Annotated in this window: 12 protein-coding genes; 7 read left to right on the top strand and 5 right to left on the bottom strand. The window is 69.2% G+C overall.

Going from position 1 to position 16,964, the window contains the following annotated elements; genetic code table 11:
- From AC07OZ_RS00740 to AC07OZ_RS00725, 4 genes are all read left to right on the top strand, one after another.
- Nucleotides 1-3,680 (top strand): response regulator (locus AC07OZ_RS00740; protein ID WP_495465275.1); only part of this gene is annotated, 3,680 nt, incomplete at its 5' end.
- Nucleotides 3,671-6,109, top strand: coding sequence for a response regulator (locus AC07OZ_RS00735; protein ID WP_495465274.1), 2,439 nt, complete (start codon nucleotides 3,671-3,673; stop codon nucleotides 6,107-6,109). The genes AC07OZ_RS00740 and AC07OZ_RS00735, both read left to right, overlap by 10 nt.
- A 134-nt stretch (nucleotides 6,110-6,243) precedes the next feature.
- Complete coding sequence (locus AC07OZ_RS00730) at nucleotides 6,244-6,432, top strand: hypothetical protein (RefSeq protein ID WP_495465273.1); 189 nt, start codon at nucleotides 6,244-6,246, stop codon at nucleotides 6,430-6,432.
- Nucleotides 6,433-6,530: 98 nt separating this feature from the next.
- Nucleotides 6,531-8,447 (top strand): hypothetical protein, encoded by a 1,917-nt coding sequence (locus AC07OZ_RS00725; RefSeq protein ID WP_495465272.1) that lies wholly within the window; start codon nucleotides 6,531-6,533, stop codon nucleotides 8,445-8,447.
- 84 nt (nucleotides 8,448-8,531) lie between these two features.
- Here AC07OZ_RS00725 and aceA read toward each other — a convergent pair whose 3' ends face one another.
- On the bottom strand, nucleotides 8,532-9,830 hold the full coding sequence (gene aceA / locus AC07OZ_RS00720; RefSeq protein WP_495049674.1) for an isocitrate lyase: 1,299 nt from the start codon (nucleotides 9,828-9,830) through the stop codon (nucleotides 8,532-8,534).
- A gap of 473 nt (nucleotides 9,831-10,303) precedes the next feature.
- On the opposite strand from aceA, the gene AC07OZ_RS00715 reads away from it, so the two are divergent.
- Nucleotides 10,304-10,477 (top strand): hypothetical protein, encoded by a 174-nt coding sequence (locus AC07OZ_RS00715; protein WP_495465271.1) that lies wholly within the window; start codon nucleotides 10,304-10,306, stop codon nucleotides 10,475-10,477.
- A gap of 336 nt (nucleotides 10,478-10,813) precedes the next feature.
- Nucleotides 10,814-12,364, top strand: a complete 1,551-nt coding sequence (locus AC07OZ_RS00710; protein WP_495465270.1) for a methyl-accepting chemotaxis protein — start codon at nucleotides 10,814-10,816, stop codon at nucleotides 12,362-12,364.
- Here the strand turns inward: AC07OZ_RS00710 and AC07OZ_RS00705 are convergent.
- The 3 genes from AC07OZ_RS00705 to AC07OZ_RS00695 all read right to left on the bottom strand — a co-directional run bounded on the left by AC07OZ_RS00705 (nucleotide 12,351) and on the right by AC07OZ_RS00695 (nucleotide 15,229).
- Nucleotides 12,351-13,328, bottom strand: a complete 978-nt coding sequence (locus AC07OZ_RS00705; protein WP_495465269.1) for a tripartite tricarboxylate transporter substrate binding protein BugE — start codon at nucleotides 13,326-13,328, stop codon at nucleotides 12,351-12,353. The genes AC07OZ_RS00710 and AC07OZ_RS00705 overlap by 14 nt on opposite strands.
- 156 nt (nucleotides 13,329-13,484) lie before the next feature.
- On the bottom strand, nucleotides 13,485-14,261 hold the full coding sequence (cuyB, locus tag AC07OZ_RS00700) for a cysteate racemase (protein ID WP_495465268.1): 777 nt from the start codon (nucleotides 14,259-14,261) through the stop codon (nucleotides 13,485-13,487).
- 29 nt (nucleotides 14,262-14,290) lie between these two features.
- Entirely contained in the window at nucleotides 14,291-15,229 is a 939-nt protein-coding gene (locus AC07OZ_RS00695) for an amino acid ABC transporter substrate-binding protein (RefSeq protein ID WP_495465267.1), read from the bottom strand.
- Between the two features lie 128 nt (nucleotides 15,230-15,357).
- Between AC07OZ_RS00695 and AC07OZ_RS00690 the strand changes: the two genes are divergently transcribed.
- On the top strand, nucleotides 15,358-16,239 hold the full coding sequence (locus AC07OZ_RS00690) for a LysR family transcriptional regulator (RefSeq protein WP_495465266.1): 882 nt from the start codon (nucleotides 15,358-15,360) through the stop codon (nucleotides 16,237-16,239).
- A gap of 25 nt (nucleotides 16,240-16,264) precedes the next feature.
- Here the strand turns inward: AC07OZ_RS00690 and AC07OZ_RS00685 are convergent, their stop codons facing one another.
- Nucleotides 16,265-16,936 (bottom strand): amino acid ABC transporter permease, encoded by a 672-nt coding sequence (locus AC07OZ_RS00685; protein ID WP_495465265.1) that lies wholly within the window; start codon nucleotides 16,934-16,936, stop codon nucleotides 16,265-16,267.
- Between the last annotated feature and the right edge of the window lie 28 nt (nucleotides 16,937-16,964).

The raw sequence follows: 16,964 nt of genomic DNA, 5'->3' as shown, positions 1-16,964 counted from the left end.
CGCAGGTGCGCAACATCGCCGACGTGACCAAGGCCGTGGCCGCGGGCGACCTGTCCAAGAAGATCACCGTCGACGTGCTCGGCGAGATCCTGGAGCTCAAGACCACGATCAACACGATGGTGGACCAGCTCTCCTCCTTCGCCGCGGAAGTGACCCGCGTCGCGCGCGAGGTCGGCACCGAAGGCCGCCTCGGCGGCCAGGCGACGGTGCGCGGCGTGTCGGGGACCTGGAAGGACCTGACCGACAACGTGAACTTCATGGCCGGCAACCTGACCGGCCAGGTGCGCGGCATCGCCAAGGTCGTGACCGCGGTGGCCAACGGCGACCTGGCGCAGAAGCTGACCGTGGAGGCCAAGGGCGAGATCGCCGCGCTGGCCGACACCATCAACTCGATGACGGACACGCTGGCGATCTTCGCGGACCAGGTGACCACCGTCGCCCGCGAGGTGGGCGTCGAGGGCAAGCTCGGCGGCCAGGCCAAGGTGCCGGGCGCGTCCGGCACCTGGAAGGGCCTGACGGAGAACGTGAACGAGCTCGCCGCCAACCTGACCACGCAGGTGCGCGCGATCGCGGAGGTCGCCACCGCCGTGACGCAGGGCGACCTGACGCGCTCGATCACCGTCGAGACGCAGGGCGAGGTCGCGTCCCTCAAGGACACGATCAACGAGATGATCCGCAACCTGAAGGACACGACGCAGAAGAACACCGAGCAGGACTGGCTCAAGACCAACCTCGCCAAGTTCACGCGGATGCTGCAGGGCCAGAAGGACCTGGTCACCGTCGGCCAGTTGATCCTGAGCGAGCTCGCGCCCGTCGTCGGCGTGCAGCAGGCCGAGTTCTTCGTGCTCAACATGCGTGGCGAGATGCCCCGCCTGAAGCTGATCGCGAGCTACGCGTCCGGCGGCCTGGCCACGCACGGCAAGGAACTGGCGCTCGGCCAGGGGCTGGTCGGCCAGTGCGCGCTGGACCAGGAGAAGATCCTGCTGACCAACGTGCCGGGCACGGCCTTCCGCATCGCGTCGGGCTTGAGCGAGACCGCGGCGATGGAAGTGCTGGTGCTGCCGGTCGTCTTCGAAGGCCGCGTGCGCGGCGTGCTGGAGCTGGCCTCGCTGGAGCGCTTCAGTTCCACCCACCAGGCCTTCCTCGACCAGTTGACCGAATCCATCGGCATCGTGATCAACACCATCGAGGCCAGCACGCGGACGGAAGACCTGCTGATCCAGTCGCAGTCGCTCGCGGAAGAACTGCAGCGCCGGCAGCAGGAACTGCAGCAGACCAACGGCGAGCTGCAGGAGAAGGCGCAGCTGCTGGCCCACCAGAACCAGGAAGTCGAGCGCAAGAACACCGAGGTCGAGCAGGCCCGCCAGGCGCTGGAGGAAAAGGCCGAGCAGCTGGCGCTGACCTCCAAGTACAAGTCCGAGTTCCTCGCCAACATGTCGCACGAGCTGCGCACGCCGCTGAACTCGCTGCTGATCCTGTCCGACCAGCTCTGCAAGAACAGCGAGGGCAACCTGACGCTCAAGCAGGTCGAGTTCTCCAAGACCATCCACGCGTCCGGCAACGACCTGCTGATGCTGATCAACGACATCCTGGACCTGTCCAAGATCGAGTCGGGCACGGTGGCCGTCGACGTCAGCGAGCTGCGCCTGGACGAGCTGCAGCGCTCGGTGGAACGCAGCTTCCGGCACTTCGCGGAATCCAAGCACGTCGGCTTCGCCGTCGAGATGGACCAGCCGCTGCCCAAGTCGCTGGTCACCGACGTCAAGCGGCTGCAGCAGATCATCAAGAACCTGCTGTCCAACGCCTTCAAGTTCACGCACCAGGGCCAGGTCACCTTCAGCGTCACCGCGGCGGCCGACGGCTGGGCCGCCGACAACGAGGTGCTCAACCACGCGGGCCAGGTGATCGCCTTCGCGGTCGCGGACACCGGCATCGGCATCTCCGCCGACAAGCAGCAGATCATCTTCGAGGCCTTCCAGCAAGCCGACGGTTCCACCTCGCGCAAGTACGGCGGCACGGGCCTGGGCCTGGCGATCAGCCGCGAGCTCGCGCGGCTGCTGGGCGGCGAGATCCGGCTCGTCAGCGCGCCGGGCCGCGGCTCGACCTTCACGCTCTACCTGCCGCAGCACTACACGCCGGCGCGCAACGCGCGGCCGCGCCTGGCGCCGGCCTCGCCGGCCAAGCCGGACACGGCCGCCTCGCCGCCGTCCGAGGACCGGGACGACCTGCCGACCCACTCACCGGCCGCGATCTCCGCCGCTGAACTGGCCGAGGCGGCCGTGCAGCGCGCCGCCGCGCGCCGGGCGCCGTCGACGCAGGCCCGCGCGGCCGACGGCGGCAACGACGGCAGCAGCGGCGCCGTCCTGACGCCGCTGGACGCCCACCGCGTCCAGATGGACACGCCGCCGGACAGCATCGTGTTCGCCAACGTCGCCAAGGACGATCGCGAGGACATCGGCAGCGGCGACCGCGTGCTGCTGATCGTCGAGAACGACCTGGCCTTCGCCAGCGTGCTGCTCGAGGCGGCGCGCCAGGCCGGCATGAAGGGCCTGGTGGCGACGACCGGCGCCGGCGCGCTGGCGATGGCGCAGGAGTTCCGCCCGAGCCTGATCACGCTGGACATCTTCCTGCCCGACATGCAGGGCTGGCGCGTGCTGGACCGGCTCAAGTCCGATCCCGACATGCGGCACCTGCCGGTGTGCGTGGTCTCGACCGACGACGCGCGCGAGCGCGCGCTGCAGGCCGGCGCGCTGGGCTTCCTGCCCAAGCCGCTGCAGTCGCGCGACGACGTCGACGTCGCCCTGCGCGACCTGCAGCGCTACCTGGACCGCCCGCGACGGCGCCTGGCCGTCGCGATGCCTGAGGGCCCCGAGCGGCTCGCGCTGCTGACGCCGCTGGCCGACGACATCGACACGGTGTTCGTCCAGACCGCGGCGCAGGCGCGCGAGGTGCTGCCCGGCGTCGACGCGCTGCTGGTCGACGCGGTCGCCAGCGCCTTCGGTCCGCAGGACGTGCTGGACGCGCTCGAGCAACGGCCCGGCACGCTGCCGCTGCCCGTCGTCGCGCTGAACACCGAGACGCCCGCCGCGAACGCCGCCAGTGCCGCCAGCGCCGGCACGGCGGAGCCTTCCGAGGAACACGCCGCCGCGCGCCGCTGGACGCGGCCCCACGGGCTGCCGGTGCGCACGGCCGCGGGCACCGACGCGGCGCTCGCGGCGATGGCGCTGGCGCTGCACCGCGCGCCCGCCGACATGGGCGACGGCGAGCGCCAGGCGCTGCACGACGCGCAGGAAGCCAGCTGCCCGCTGGCCGGCAAGAAGGCGCTGATCGTCGACGACGACATGCGCAACATCTTCGCGCTGGCCACCGTGCTGGACGGGCACGGCATGGTCATCGTCTCGGCCGACAACGGCCGCGAGGCGATCCGCCTGGTGCAGGAGGATCCGTCGATCGACATCGTGCTGATGGACATCATGATGCCGGAGATGGACGGCCTGGAGACCATGCAGCAGATCCGCCGCCTGCCGCGCGGACGCGAGCTGCCGATGGTCGCCGTCACCGCCAAGGCGATGAAGGGCGACCGCCAGAAGTGCATCGAGGCCGGCGCCTGGGACTACCTGTCCAAGCCCGTCGACCCGGCCAACATGCTGACCGTGCTGCGGGGCTGGCTATGCCGCTGAGCGCCCTCTTCGACGGCTACGCGACGCCCGACGCGGCGGAGCGCGCCAGCATCCTGATCGTGGACGACCTGCCGGAAAAGCTGCTCGTCTTCGAGACCATCCTGGCCGACCTCGACCAGCACCTGGTCATCGCGCGTTCCGGCAGCGAGGCGCTGCGCGAGGTGCTGCGCCAGCAGTTCGCGGTGATCCTGATGGACGTGAACATGCCGGGCATCGACGGCCTGGAGACCGCCCGGCTGATCCGCGGCTACCGTCGCTCGGCACACACGCCCATCATCTTCGTCACCGCCTACGCGGACGAGTTGCAGACGGCGCAGGGCTACTCGCTCGGCGCGGTCGACTACATCCTCTCGCCGGTGATCCCCGACGTGCTGCGCAGCAAGGTGCGGGTCTTCGTCGATCTGTTCCTCATGCAGCAGCGGCTGCGGCAGCAGGCGCTGGAGCGCATCGCGATCGCGCGCGCCGAGGCCGCGCAGCGCGCCGCCGAGGAGAACACGCGGCGCTCGATCTTCCTGGCGCAGGCGGGCCGGGAACTGGCCGACTCGCTGGACGCGGACGTCGCGATGCGGCGCCTGCTGTCGCTGCTGGTGCCCAGCTTCGCACCGCGCGCGCTGCTGTGGCTGCGCGACGCGGGCCACGGCCATGAGCGCGTGCTGCGCTGCGATGCGCCGACCGCGGCCGGCGAACCGGCCCTGCTCATCCAGGGCCGCGAGCAGATGCTGTCCGAGGTCCTCTACAACGCCACGCGCGACGCCATCGAGCAGATGATGCCGGCCCTCCTGCCCGGCACCGCCGCGGAGCCGCCTGCGCCGCCGACCTTCGCCCCCACGCTGCCGCCCGGACTGTCCGACGACGAGCCCCCGCCGCGCGCGCCGCTGCGCCGCGACACCGCCAGCGGCGTCGTGCTGCCGCTGGTCGCCGGCGAACGCATGCTCGGCGGCCTGCTGCTGTCCGATGCGCATCAGCCGCCCGACTGGCCGACGCTGGAGGAACTGGCGGGCCGCGCCGCGATCGCCTTCGAGAACGCGCGGCTGTACGGCGCGCTGCAGGCCGAGATCGTCGAACGCCGCCAGGCCGAGGCCGGCCTGCTCGAAGCGAGCCGGCGCAAGGACGAATTCCTCGCGATGCTGTCGCACGAACTGCGCAATCCGCTCGCGCCGATCCGCAACGCGATCGAGGTGATGCGCGCGCTGTCCGACACCTCCACGCGCCATGACATCGGCGACACGCAGGATCGCGACCGGCGTCTGGGCGAGGCGGTCGCGGTGACGGATCGCCAGGCCCGGCACCTGACGCGGCTGGTCGACGAACTCCTCGACGTGGCGCGGATCAGCCAGGGCAAGATCGTGCTGAAGACCGAGACGGTGGACTTGCGCGACATCGTGCGCCACGGGCTGGAGCCGGTGCAGTCGCTGATCGACGGCCAGGGTCAGCAGCTGCGCCTGACCCTGCCCGATCGCCCGGCCAAGGTGCGCGGCGACGCGGCGCGTCTGATCCAGGTCGTCACCAACCTGCTGCACAACGCGAGCAAGTACACCGGCGCCGGAGGCCGCATCGAGCTGACGCTCGCGCACAGGAACACCGACACCGCAGGCCATGATGGCCATGGCGTCCAGGGCGTCCATGGCGGCCCCGACGGCGCCCTCGTGCTGACCGTGCGCGACAACGGACGCGGCATCGCCGCGTCGCTGCTGCCGCACGTCTTCGACCTGTTCGAGCAGGGGCCGCGCGGACTCGACCGCAACCAGGGCGGACTCGGCGTCGGCCTGACGCTGGTGCAGCGCCTGGTGCAGCTCCATCACGGCCAGGTCGAGGCGCGCAGCGAGGGCCCCGGCCACGGCTCGACCTTCGAAGTGCGCCTGCCCGCGGTCGTGGACGAGGCCCACGGGGCGGCGTTCGCGCCCGCCGTTCCCGCGGAACGCGTCGCGTCCGTACGCGCCGAAGCGGCGGGGGGAAATGAGATCCACGATGACGTTCGCGACGACGTCCGCGATGAAGGCCACGAAGACGGTCATGAGAACGAGGGCCCCTGCCGCGTGATGGTCGTCGACGACAACCGCGACGCGGCGGACTCGATGGCGGTCTTCCTCGAACTCGCGGGTTTCGATACGACGGTGCAGCTCGACGGCCCCTGCGCGCTGGATGCCGCGACTGCCCGGGCACCGCAGGTGGTGCTGCTCGACATCGGGCTGCCCGGCCTGGACGGCTACGAGGTCGCCCGCCGCCTGCGCGCCCTGCCCGGCGGCATGGACTGGCTGCTGATCGCGCTCACCGGCTACGGCCAGCAGGACGATCGCCGCCGTGCGCACGAGGCCGGCTTCGACGTCCACCTGGTCAAGCCGGCCGACCCGGACGCGGTCGTCGAACTGATCCAGGAATGGCGGCAGCGCGACCGGACCGGTCGGCCCGCGGAGGCGGCCGCGCGGTGATCGGGTGAGCGGAACGGGTGAGCGGAACGGGTGAGCCGAACGGGTGAGTGGCGGCAGCGCGCGGGACGGGTGCGCCGAACGGGAGACGCTGGCGACGCACTACGTCGTACCGCCACTGTTCAAGGACGATGTCCATGTCCCTCACTCCCCTCGCCCCCCTCGGTCAACTGGGCCTCGGCGCGGCTGCCGGCGGCATCGGTGCCGTCACGAACACCGTGTCCGGCATCGCCAGCAAGATTCCCCTCGTCGGCGGTCTGATCTCAGGCATCGCGAACGGCATCGGCAACGTGGCCGGCGGCTTGCTGCCGAATCTCTTCAAGTGACGGGCCCCCTCGCGGGCGTTTCATGTGACGCCCCGCTGACGCCGGACGATCCGGCGAGCGTCACCCTCGGGCGTTGCTTTCCCTCGTCGCGCCCGAAGGTGATCGATGATTTCTCGGGTTCCGGCCTCCTGTCGCTGCTGCGGATGATGGCGCGCCTGCGGAACCTGGACGGCCCGGACGACGCGGCCGGGGTCATCCCGGCCGGGTTCTCGCAAGCCGACCAGCCCTACATCGAGATCGGCCTGCTGACGCTCCTGTTCCCGCTGGTGGCGATCTCCGCCAGGGGCGCGGTGCAAGCCGCCCGCGCCGGCTACGCGCAGACCTATCCCGACAGCGTGCGGCGAAGCCTGGACCAGCAGCAACGGCTGATCGAGGCGCTGCGGCAAGGCGCCACATCAAACGCCTGCGGCACGGACGGCACGGACCGCGCCGTCGACGACGAGCTGGCGCGACTGGTCGCACTGCACGACCTCGGTGTCCGCCGTTTCGAGGAACGTCAACACCATCGCGCCCGCGGCTTCCTTCCCCTGCTCAAGCACAACGTCGCCAGCAAGTGGCATCACCGACCGGGCAACAGCCGGCTGGGCGAGGACTTCAATCGAGAGGCGGCAGACGTCATCGCCGCGCGGTTCGCGCGCAACCGGGCGCTCGAGGCGCCCGAGGCGTCCTACCAGCACCACCTGGTGCGCAAGCTCGGTGACGGACAGCGGCAGGACAAGCGCGCCCGCACCGCCGCGCTGTTCACCGGCATCGGCATGCCGGGCATGGCGAGCGGCATGGCGGTCTCCGCCGGCGCCTGTGCTGCGACCGCGGGCGGCGCGGCCGCACAGGCAGCGGGCCATGCGGCCGGTCAGGTGGCGGCCCAGGCCGCCGAACGCGCGCTCGAAACGGCGACGGCCGGAATCATGATGGGCGCGCAGGCGGCCCAGGGCGTGGCCGGCATCTTGAACGGCCGCCTCCACATCGCGCAGCACAGCCAGATCCGGCGGGACCGCGCGGCCCTGCAGGCGATCGCCGCGGACCTCTCCCCCCGCACCCGCGAACTGCACGCCCAGGACACCCGGTTCCGGCTGGCGGACAGCACCCGGAGCCAGGTCTGCGATGCCATGCTGACCGCCGGCCAAGGCTTGATGCTGGGGTCCAGCGTCTCGAGCTTCGCATGCCCGCCGGTCGCACTGGGTCTGGCGGCACCCGGCGCGCTGCTCACGATCGGCGCGAGCATCGGCACCAGCGTCAACGACGCGCACCGCGAGGACTACCTCGGCGACCGCACGGTCGAGCCGGTCAAGCAGCAGATGCGCCTGGGCAACCTGGGGCAACGCCTGCGCGAGGCCCCGCTCGACACGGTGCTGCGGGAAGTGTCCGGGCAGTTCGAAGGCCATCAGGACCAGTTGGCGCACACCCGCCTGTGGAGCGACATCCTCGCGGTCCTGAAGGCCGAGGACATCGACGCGCCCGGGCGGCCCGGTGCCGCGCAAGCGCGCCACCGCCGGCTGCTCGCCCAGAACGACAAGCGGCGCGGCGCATCCGCCCTGCTGCGCGACGGCGTCGATCGCCTGCACGCGCTGCGTCGGGAACATCATCCGGAAGAGTGGTTCGAAGGGCCCGTGCGCGATCTCCACGAACGCCTGTCGGTCGCGCTGCGGCGACATCCCGCCAGCGCGCTCATCGTCGGCCTCCAGGCGTTCCAGCGGGACGTCCTCTTCGCAACGGCGTCCGAGCTAGCCCGTCGACGGGATCCCGACACGCAGGCGCTGTTCCGTGATGCCAGCGGTCGACGCCTGAAGACGCTGCGGGCGGACGAGCGGTTCTTCGCGCACCTCGACGCGCACCCCGCGGCGAAGGCCGTCTACCTGCGACACCACAACGAGACCCTGGCACGTTACCTGACGCCGGCCGATCGCTTCGGACGCGCCGACGCCCGCGATGCGCTGACCGACCTGGCCCATGTGCAGCTGGACCGCCGGACCCGGCACGACCTGACCCCGTCGACCTCGTGGCGGACCCTGGCGTGACGACCACGACGAAAAAGGGGCTGCCTTCCGGCAGCCCCTTCGGCTTCATCGGCTCCGTCGTGGCGGAGCCTCCCGCGCGGCGGATCAGCCGTGCTTCGCGTCGAAGAACTGTTCGTCCTCCGTCGAGCCCTTCAGCGCCGCTGTCGACGCCTGCGCTTCGATCGTGGTGGTGACCGCATCGAAGTAACCCGTGCCCACTTCGCGCTGGTGCTTCACCGCGGTGAAGCCCTTTTCGGCGGCGGCGAATTCCGCTTCCTGCAGCTCGACGAAGGCGCTCATGTTGTTGCGCGCATAGCCGTAGGCCAGGTTGAACATCGAGTAGTTCAGGCTGTGGAAACCGGCCAGCGTGATGAACTGGAACTTGTAGCCCATCGCGCCCAGCTCGCGCTGGAACTTGGCGATCGTGGCGTCGTCCAGGTTCTTCTTCCAGTTGAAGCTCGGCGAGCAGTTGTAGGCCAGCAGCTTGCCCGGGAACTTCGCGTGGATCGCCTCGGCGAAGGCCTTGGCGAAGGCCAGGTCCGGCTTGCCCGTCTCGCACCAGATCATGTCGGCATACGGCGCGTAGGCCAGGCCGCGGCTGATGGCCTGGTCCAGGCCGTTGCGGGTGCGGAAGAAGCCTTCGACGGTGCGCTCGCCGGTGCAGAACGGCTTGTCGTTGTCGTCGATGTCGCTGGTCACCAGGTCGCCGGCTTCGGCGTCGGTGCGGGCCAGCAGCACGGTGGGCACGCCCATCGTGTCGGCCGCCAGGCGCGCCGCGACCAGCTTGGCCACCGCTTCACGCGAGGGCACCAGCACCTTGCCGCCCATGTGGCCGCACTTCTTCGCGGCGGCCAGCTGGTCCTCGAAGTGCACGCCCGAAGCGCCCGCCTCGATCATGGCCTTCATCAGTTCGAAGGCGTTCAGCACGCCGCCGAAGCCGGCTTCCGCGTCCGCGACGATGGGCGCGAAGTAGTCGATGTCGCTCTTGCCTTCGCTCCACTGGATCTCGTCGGCGCGCTTGAAGGTGGCGTTGATCTTCTTGACGACCTTCGGCACCGAGTCCACCGAGTACAGCGACTGGTCGGGGTACATCTCGCCGTTGCTGTTGGCGTCGCCGGCGACCTGCCAGCCGGACAGGTAGATCGCCTTCAGGCCGGCCTTGACCTGCTGCATGGCCTGGTTGCCGGTCAGCGCGCCCAGCGAGTTGATGAAGGGCTCGGTGTTCACCAGGTTCCACAGCTTCTCGGCGCCGCGCTTGGCCAGCGTGTGCTCGATGTTGATGGAGCCGCGCAGACGGACCACGTCGGCCGCCGAATAGCCGCGCTGGATGCCCTTCCACCGGGGGTTTTCGGCCCAGTCTTTTTCGAGGGCTGCAATCTGCTGTTCGCGGGTCAATGTCGTCATGGTGAGCTCCTGATGGTTCGAGTGAAGTTGAAAAACCGATGGCTCAAATCTAGACGCCTCGACTCCCGGCGGGGTGGTCAATGTCTTATATAAGACTGATTTTTTAATCCATTTAAATCAATGACTTGCAAAACAAAAACCGGATCGTGAGAGTAGGTCTTCCATGATGAGAAATCTTGCGGCGCTGCAGCACGCCAGTTTTTTGCATGCCGCCAAGTTCTTTTCAAGATATGAAATTCATGGGACCTGCGCACTGATCGATCGCTCGACCATTGAGGCGTGAACTGCCTCATTGGGTCAGTCGTTTGTCGGTCGTCGGCAAGCCGAGGCACGACCCAGCGCGTCCGCTTTCCGCACTAGAGCATTCGTGCCGCGACCTGATTTCAGGCCGCCGCGTGCCGGGAAGCCGGTCGTGCTCCGCGGCACCGTGGCGACCTTCCGATCGCGCGGTGGCTCTCTCTAGGAGAAAACAAATGATTGGTGCATTGATTGGTGGCGCAACGAAGCTGCTGGGACTCGGCGGTGGCGAGGCTTCGGGTTCCGCCGGCGGCGGCCTGGCTTCGGGGATTGGCGGCATCGCCGGCGGCGTGGCGAAAAACCTGCTGAGCGGCGTGACGAACACGCTGGGCAGCCTGTTCAAGGGCTGAGCCCGCTCCGGCGGTCCGCCAGATGTGGCGACATCGGCTCTCCGGCCGTCAGTCGCCCATATCCGGCGCGATCCGCCCAGGCTGACGAGGGGCGCTTCATGCGCCCCTTGTTCCTTTCCGTGCTCGCGATGCCTCAGCGGGCATCGCCCGGCATAAGTGCACGTTCGCGCCGTTTCACCCCGTACGTTGTCAGACAACTGCCTTCTACAGTTGATCCTCAAAGGCGCACCCATCTCGATGTGGTGGCGCCGTTAAGAGGGTCGCCGCCGAATCATTGGCGGACTTGTTGTACGACAACCGGTGTCCGCCATGACGGACATCGAGCAGGGAGATGACGTGAAACTGAATGACTTGCGCCTGTCGGCGCGGCTGGCCATGGGCTTCGGCGTGGTGCTGCTGCTGGTGGCGGCGATCATGACCGTGGGCTGGCTGGGACTGAACCGGACCGCCGAGGCCACCCGCACGATGATGGCGGTGCCGCTGCAGAAGGAACGCCTGGTGAGCGAGTGGTACATGCTGACCATCGTCGGCGTGAAGCGCTACACCGCCATCGCCAAGAGCACGGATGCCTCGCTGGCCGACTACTTCGCCGGCGACGTGAAGATCTCCACCGCGCGCGGCAACGAGATCGTCAAGGCGCTGGACGAACTGCCCAAGAGCGACGCCGAGAAGCAGGTCGTCGCCGAGCTCACCGAGGCGCGCCAGACCTACATCGCGACGCGCAACAAGATCGCCGAGCTCAAGAAGGGTGGCGACACCGACGCCACCGAACGCCTGCTCAACGACCAGTTCCGTCCGCAGGCCGAGGCCTACCTGCAGAAGATGACCGGCTACCTGAAGTTCCAGCAGCAGACGCTGGACGAGATGGCCGCCGAGGTCGACCACGTGACGGCGCGCGCGCAGACCCGCATCACGGTGATCGGCCTGCTGGCGATCGTCGCGGGCACCTTGTTCGCGTGGGCGTTGACGCGCTCGGTGACGAAGCCGCTGTCGGAGGCGGTGCGTCTGGTCGAGGCCGTGGCCGCCGGCGACCTGACCCAGGCGGCGCCCGTGCAGGGCAAGGACGAGATCGGCGCCATGGTCGGCGCGCTCGAACGCATGCGGACCAGCCTGCAGACGGCGATCTCGCAGGTGCGCGAGTCATCGGAGAACATCCAGAACGCCTGCCACGAGGTCTCGGCGGGCAACCAGGACCTGAGCCAGCGGACCGAGCAGACGGCCTCCAACGTGCAGCGGGCGGCCAGCACGATGGAGCAGCTCAGCGGCACCGTCGGGCACACGGCGCAGTCCTCGGGCGAAGCCAACCAGCTGGCGGTGGCGGCATCATCGGTCGCGGCACGCGGCGGCGAGGTCGTGGCGGAGGTCGTCACGCGGATGCAGGGCATCCACGACAGCTCGCGCAAGATCGCCGACATCATCGGCACCATCGACGGCATTGCGTTCCAGACCAACATCCTCGCGTTGAACGCGGCCGTGGAAGCGGCGCGCGCCGGCGAGCAGGGTCGCGGCTTCGCGGTCGTGGCCTCGGAGGTACGCACGCTGGCGAGCCGCTCGGCGGCCGCGGCCAAGGAGATCAAGTCGCTGATCGCGGCGAGCGTGGAACAGGTCGAGGCCGGCACCGCGCTGGTGAACCGCGCGGGCGACACGATGAGCGAGGTGGTTCAGGCCATCGGCCAGGTGAACCGCATCGTCGGCGAGATCAGCGTCGCCAGCGCCGAGCAGGCGATGGGCGTGTCGCAGGTGTCGAGCGCGGTCAGCGAGATGGACGCCGCCACACAGCAGAACGCCGCGATGGTCGAGGAGATCGCCAGCGCGGCGTCCAGCCTGCGCGGCCAGGCGCTGGGCCTGGTCGACGCGGTCCGGGTCTTCCGGATCAGTCGAGCTTGAGCTTCTGCTGCTCGACGACCTTCTTGTAGACCGCGTACTCGGCCTTGATCTGCTCGGAGAACTGCTCCGGCGTATTGCCGATCACGATCGAGCCGGTCTCCTCGATGCGCTTGCGCACCTCGGGCATCTCGACGGTCTTGCGGGCGGCCTCGTTGATCTTGGCCACGACTTCCTTGGGCAAGTTCTTCGGGCCCAGGATGCCGTAGTAGGCCATGCGGTTCACGGGCTCGAGGCCGAGCTCCTTGAAGGTCGGCACGTTGGGCAGCACGGCCAGGCGCTGGGGCGCCGCCACGGCGATCGCGATCAGGCGGCCGTCCTTGATGAAGGGCAGCGCGGACGGCAGGTTGTCGAAGATCATCGGCACCTGGCCGGCGACGGTGTCGTTCAGCGCGGGGCCCGCGCCGCGGTATGGGATGTGCGTGACGAAGACACCGGTCAGGCTCTTGTACAGCTCCATCTGCAGGTGGCCGATGCCGCCGGTGCCGGAGGTCGAGTAGCTGTACTTGCCGGGGCTCTTCTTCAGCTCGGCGACGAAGGACTTGTAGTCCTTGGCCGGGAAGGACGGATGCACGGCGATCACGTTGGGCGTGGCCGCGAGGTTGATGATGGGCGTGAAGTCCGTCAGCGGGTTGTACGGCGTCTTGGGATTGATCGCGGGGTTGGTGGCCGTGGTGGACACGGTGGCCACGCCCAGTGAGTAGCCGTCCGGCGCGGACTTGGCCGTGTCGTTGGCGCCGATGATGCCGCCGCCGCCGGCCTTGTTCTCGACGATCATCGTCTGGCCCAGCGGGCCGTTGATGTGCTGCGCGACGACGCGGGCCACGATGTCGGTCGTGCCGCCCGGCGCGAACGGCACCACCAGCTTCACCGGCTTGGTCGGATAGGACTGGGCCAGCGCCGCGGCGCAGGACAGCGACAGCGTGCTCAGCAGCAGGCCGTGTTGGAGGATCGAGCGACGGTTCATTGGGCTCCTCGTCTTTTGAACAATGGATAACGTGATCGGAACAGCTTAAGTATGTCGCTGTCGAGCCCGGCCTAGCGGAACTACGTAGAGACCCCGTCGCAGGGGCGGGAAACCCCTGGCGCGGCCTGCGGGGGAGTTCGGGAGTTCCGATGTCGATCACCTGCCGGTGTCGGAGGGGCCGCCCCGCTTCGCCCACGCCACCGCGCGTCGTGCCAGCGCCGCCGTCGCATCGATCACCGGCAGCCCGGCCGATGGTTCATCGAGCACGAGCGGGATCTCCGTGCATCCGAGCACGAGGGCGCGCGCACCGCGTGCCCGCAGACGCTGCGCGGCCGCGGCCAATCGCGGCGCCGCGGCGGCGAGCTGGCCCGCCTTGACCTCGGCGATAGCCGGCATGATGAGCTCGATCATTTCCCCCGCCGTCGGCAACAGCCACTGCACCGCCCTCCCCGACGGCGGCTTGCGATTCAGGTAGAGCCCGGACGCCAGCGTCGCGTCGGTTGCCAGCAGGCCGACCTTGCCGCCTTCGGGCACGAGGTCGAGGGCCTCGGAGATCGCGGCATCCACGAGGTGGATCATCGGCAGGCCCAGCGCCTGCTCGAGGTCCTCGAACCACAGGTGCGCGGTGTTGCAGGGCACCACCACCACGCCCGCGCCCGCGGCGGCCAGGCGCCGGCCGCTGACGATCATCGCGGCGAGCGGCGACTCGCCCTCGCCGCGGAAGGCGGCGGTCCGGTCGGGGACCTGCGGGATGCTGCTCACGACGACGGGGATGTGCTCCTGGTCCGTCGCAGCGGGCGTGGCGTCCAGCAGCTTGCGCATGAAGTCGACCGTCGCCAGCGGCCCCATGCCGCCGAGGATGCCGACGATGCCCGGCGCGGCGGGCAAGGCTGCGCCGGCGCCGCGCGCGTCGCGCGGTGTGGTGTGGGTCATGACGGGGTCAGCTCGTGCTCGGCGCGCGATCAGCGCGCGGGCTTGTCCGACAGCGCCTGCAGGTTGTCCTGCAGCTCGCGGCTCATGGGCGCGCCCAGCGTGATGCCCTTGGGCGGGATCGCCGACTGGAACCACTTCTTGTAGAGCGCCTCGAACTCGCCGCTCTTCATCAGGCCCGCCAGCGTGGTGTCGACCAGCTTCTTGAACGCGGCATCGTCCTTGCGGACCATGATCGCGTAGGGCTCGACCTGGACCGCCTCGCCGACGACGGCGAGGTCCGCCGGATTGAGCGCCCCGGCACGCAGCCCGTACAGCAGGATGTCGTCCATCGCGAAGGCGTCCGCCCGGCCCGATTGCACCAGCAGCGCGGCGTCGGCATGGTCCTTGGCGCTGATCAGCTCGAAGCCCAGGTTCTGCTCCTGGTTCATCCGCCGCATCACCTGGTAGTTGGTCGTGCCGGTGGTCGACACGACCTTCTTCCCCCTCAGGTCGGCGAAGCCCTTGATCGGCGAGTTCGCCTTCACCAGCAGCCGCGTGCCGGTGTAGAAGTAGTTGATCGCGAAGTCCACCTGCTTGGCGCGATCGCTGTTGTTGGTGGTGGAGCCGCATTCGATGTCGATGGTGCCGTTGTCCAGCAGCGGGATGCGGTTCTGCGAGGTCACGGACTGCGTGGCCACCTTCAGGTCGGCGCGGCCGGTGGCCTTCTTCACCTGCTCGACGACCTTGCCGCAGATCTCCCAGCCGAAGCCGGTCGGCTGCCCTTCCCCGCCCAGGTAGGAGAACGGGATCGAAGAGTCCCGGTACGCGACGGTGATGATGCCGGAGGCCTTCACCTTCTCGAGCGTGCCCGCGGGCTGCGCCGCGGCGGGCCCCGCGATCAAGGCGGTCAAGGCACAGACGCCGATCGAGGCGACGGACGCGATCGAAGCGAAGGACACGGCGACGGCACGGGGAGCGGGCATCTTCATGGCGGTTTCCTTTGTCGGGAGAAGTGAAGTTTGCATGGGCTCGACGATAGTGACCATCGCCGTTTCCGAGCATCGGGATCGCGCCGCTTCGTATAAGCTGGGCTTATGTTCGTCGGCTGCTCTCATCCATGCGCCTGAAGCACATCGAGGTCTTCCACGCGGTCATGCTGACGGGCTCCGTGAGCGCGGCCTCGAAGCTGCTGCATGTGACGCAGCCGGCGGTGACCCAGTCCCTGCAACTCGCCGAGCTGCAGCTGGGGTACGCCCTGTTCACGCGGCAACGGCGGCGCCTGATGCCGACGAGGGAAGCGCAGGCGCTCTACCCCGAGGTGCAGGCGCTGATGTCGCAGCTCGAGTCGGTGCGGCGCATGGCCACGGCGCTGGGCACCGGCGAGGGGCAAGGTTTCCGCATCCTGATCGTGCCCTCGCTGGCGGTGAAGGCCCTGCCCCAGGCGCTGAAGGCGTTCCGCCGCCGCTATCGCGATCTGCCGATCAGCGTGCGGACGCTGCATTCGAACGACATCGCGCGGGCCATGCTGCTGCAGGAAGGCGATGTCGGCATCGTGTACGGCCGCCCGTCGCACGCCGCGCTCTCCGATGAACTCGTCGCCACCGGGCGGCTGGTGTGCGCGTCACCTCGCGGCAAGGCCGGCGCGGACCGTCGCACCACGGTGGCGCTGCAGGACCTGCTGAGGGAGCCCTTCATCCGCATCGACGAGCGCGATCCGCTGGGCGCCGTGCTCGCCGATCAATGGGCGCGACTGGCGCTGTCGCCGCGCGCCGGCATCACGGTGCAGACGCACCACATCGCGATGGTGATGGCCGAGCAGGGCTTCGGGCCGGCCATCATCGATTCCTTCACCGCGCAGGCCAGCGGCGGCGATCTGCACATCCGCACCCTGCTGCCGGAGGTGCCGGTCGAGGTCCGCGCCGTTCAGCCGCAGGGGCTGCGATCGCCGCAACCGGTCGCGGACTTCATCGCGGCGTTCAGGCAGGCGATCGAGGAATGAGGCGCCTGTCGGCGTGCATGCGGCGTCAGTCCCCGGCAAGTGCCCGCGTGGTCCTGGCTTCGAGGCGCCTCGCGTACAGGGTGGCCGGCAGGAGCAGCAGGACATAGAGGACGGCGATCAGCGTGTAGACCTCCATCGGGCGGTAGGTGTCATGCGCGATGGCCTGACCCTGATAAAGCAGGTCCGGGATGGCCAGCACCGACAGCAGCGAGGTGTTCTTGAACTGCAGGATGGACTGGCTGACCAGCGGGGGCACCATGCGCCGGACAGCTTGCGGCAGGACGACCCCGCGCATCACCTGACCCGGGGTCATCCCCAGCGCGAGACCCGCAGCCCGCTGACCCGCGTCGATGGACAGGACGCCGGCGCGGACGATCTCGGCATAGAAGGCGCCGCCATAGAGCGTCAGGCAGAGGACGGCGGCCGTGCCAGGCGCCAGCTCGATGCCCAGGACCACGGGTAGCGCGTAGTAGAACCACACCAGCTGGACCAGCACCGGCGTGCACCGGAACACTTCGACGTAGGCGCGCAACGCGCCCGCCAGCAGACGACGGGACGAGAGCTGTCCAAGGCCGGCGAGGACGCCCACAGGCAAGCCGGTGAGGATGACGATCACCGTGTACAGGAGCGTCGTGAGGACGCCGCCGGCGATGAGTGCCCGGTATTCCCACAATGAAGCGAAGTCCCACTGATACATCCCGGGCGCTCCCGGCTGTTCAGCGACG

Source organism: Roseateles sp. GW821-FHT09G03, from assembly GCF_059416045.1.
The sequence above is the reverse complement of the archived record's forward strand: the minus strand, read 5'-3'. Positions and strand labels throughout refer to the sequence as shown.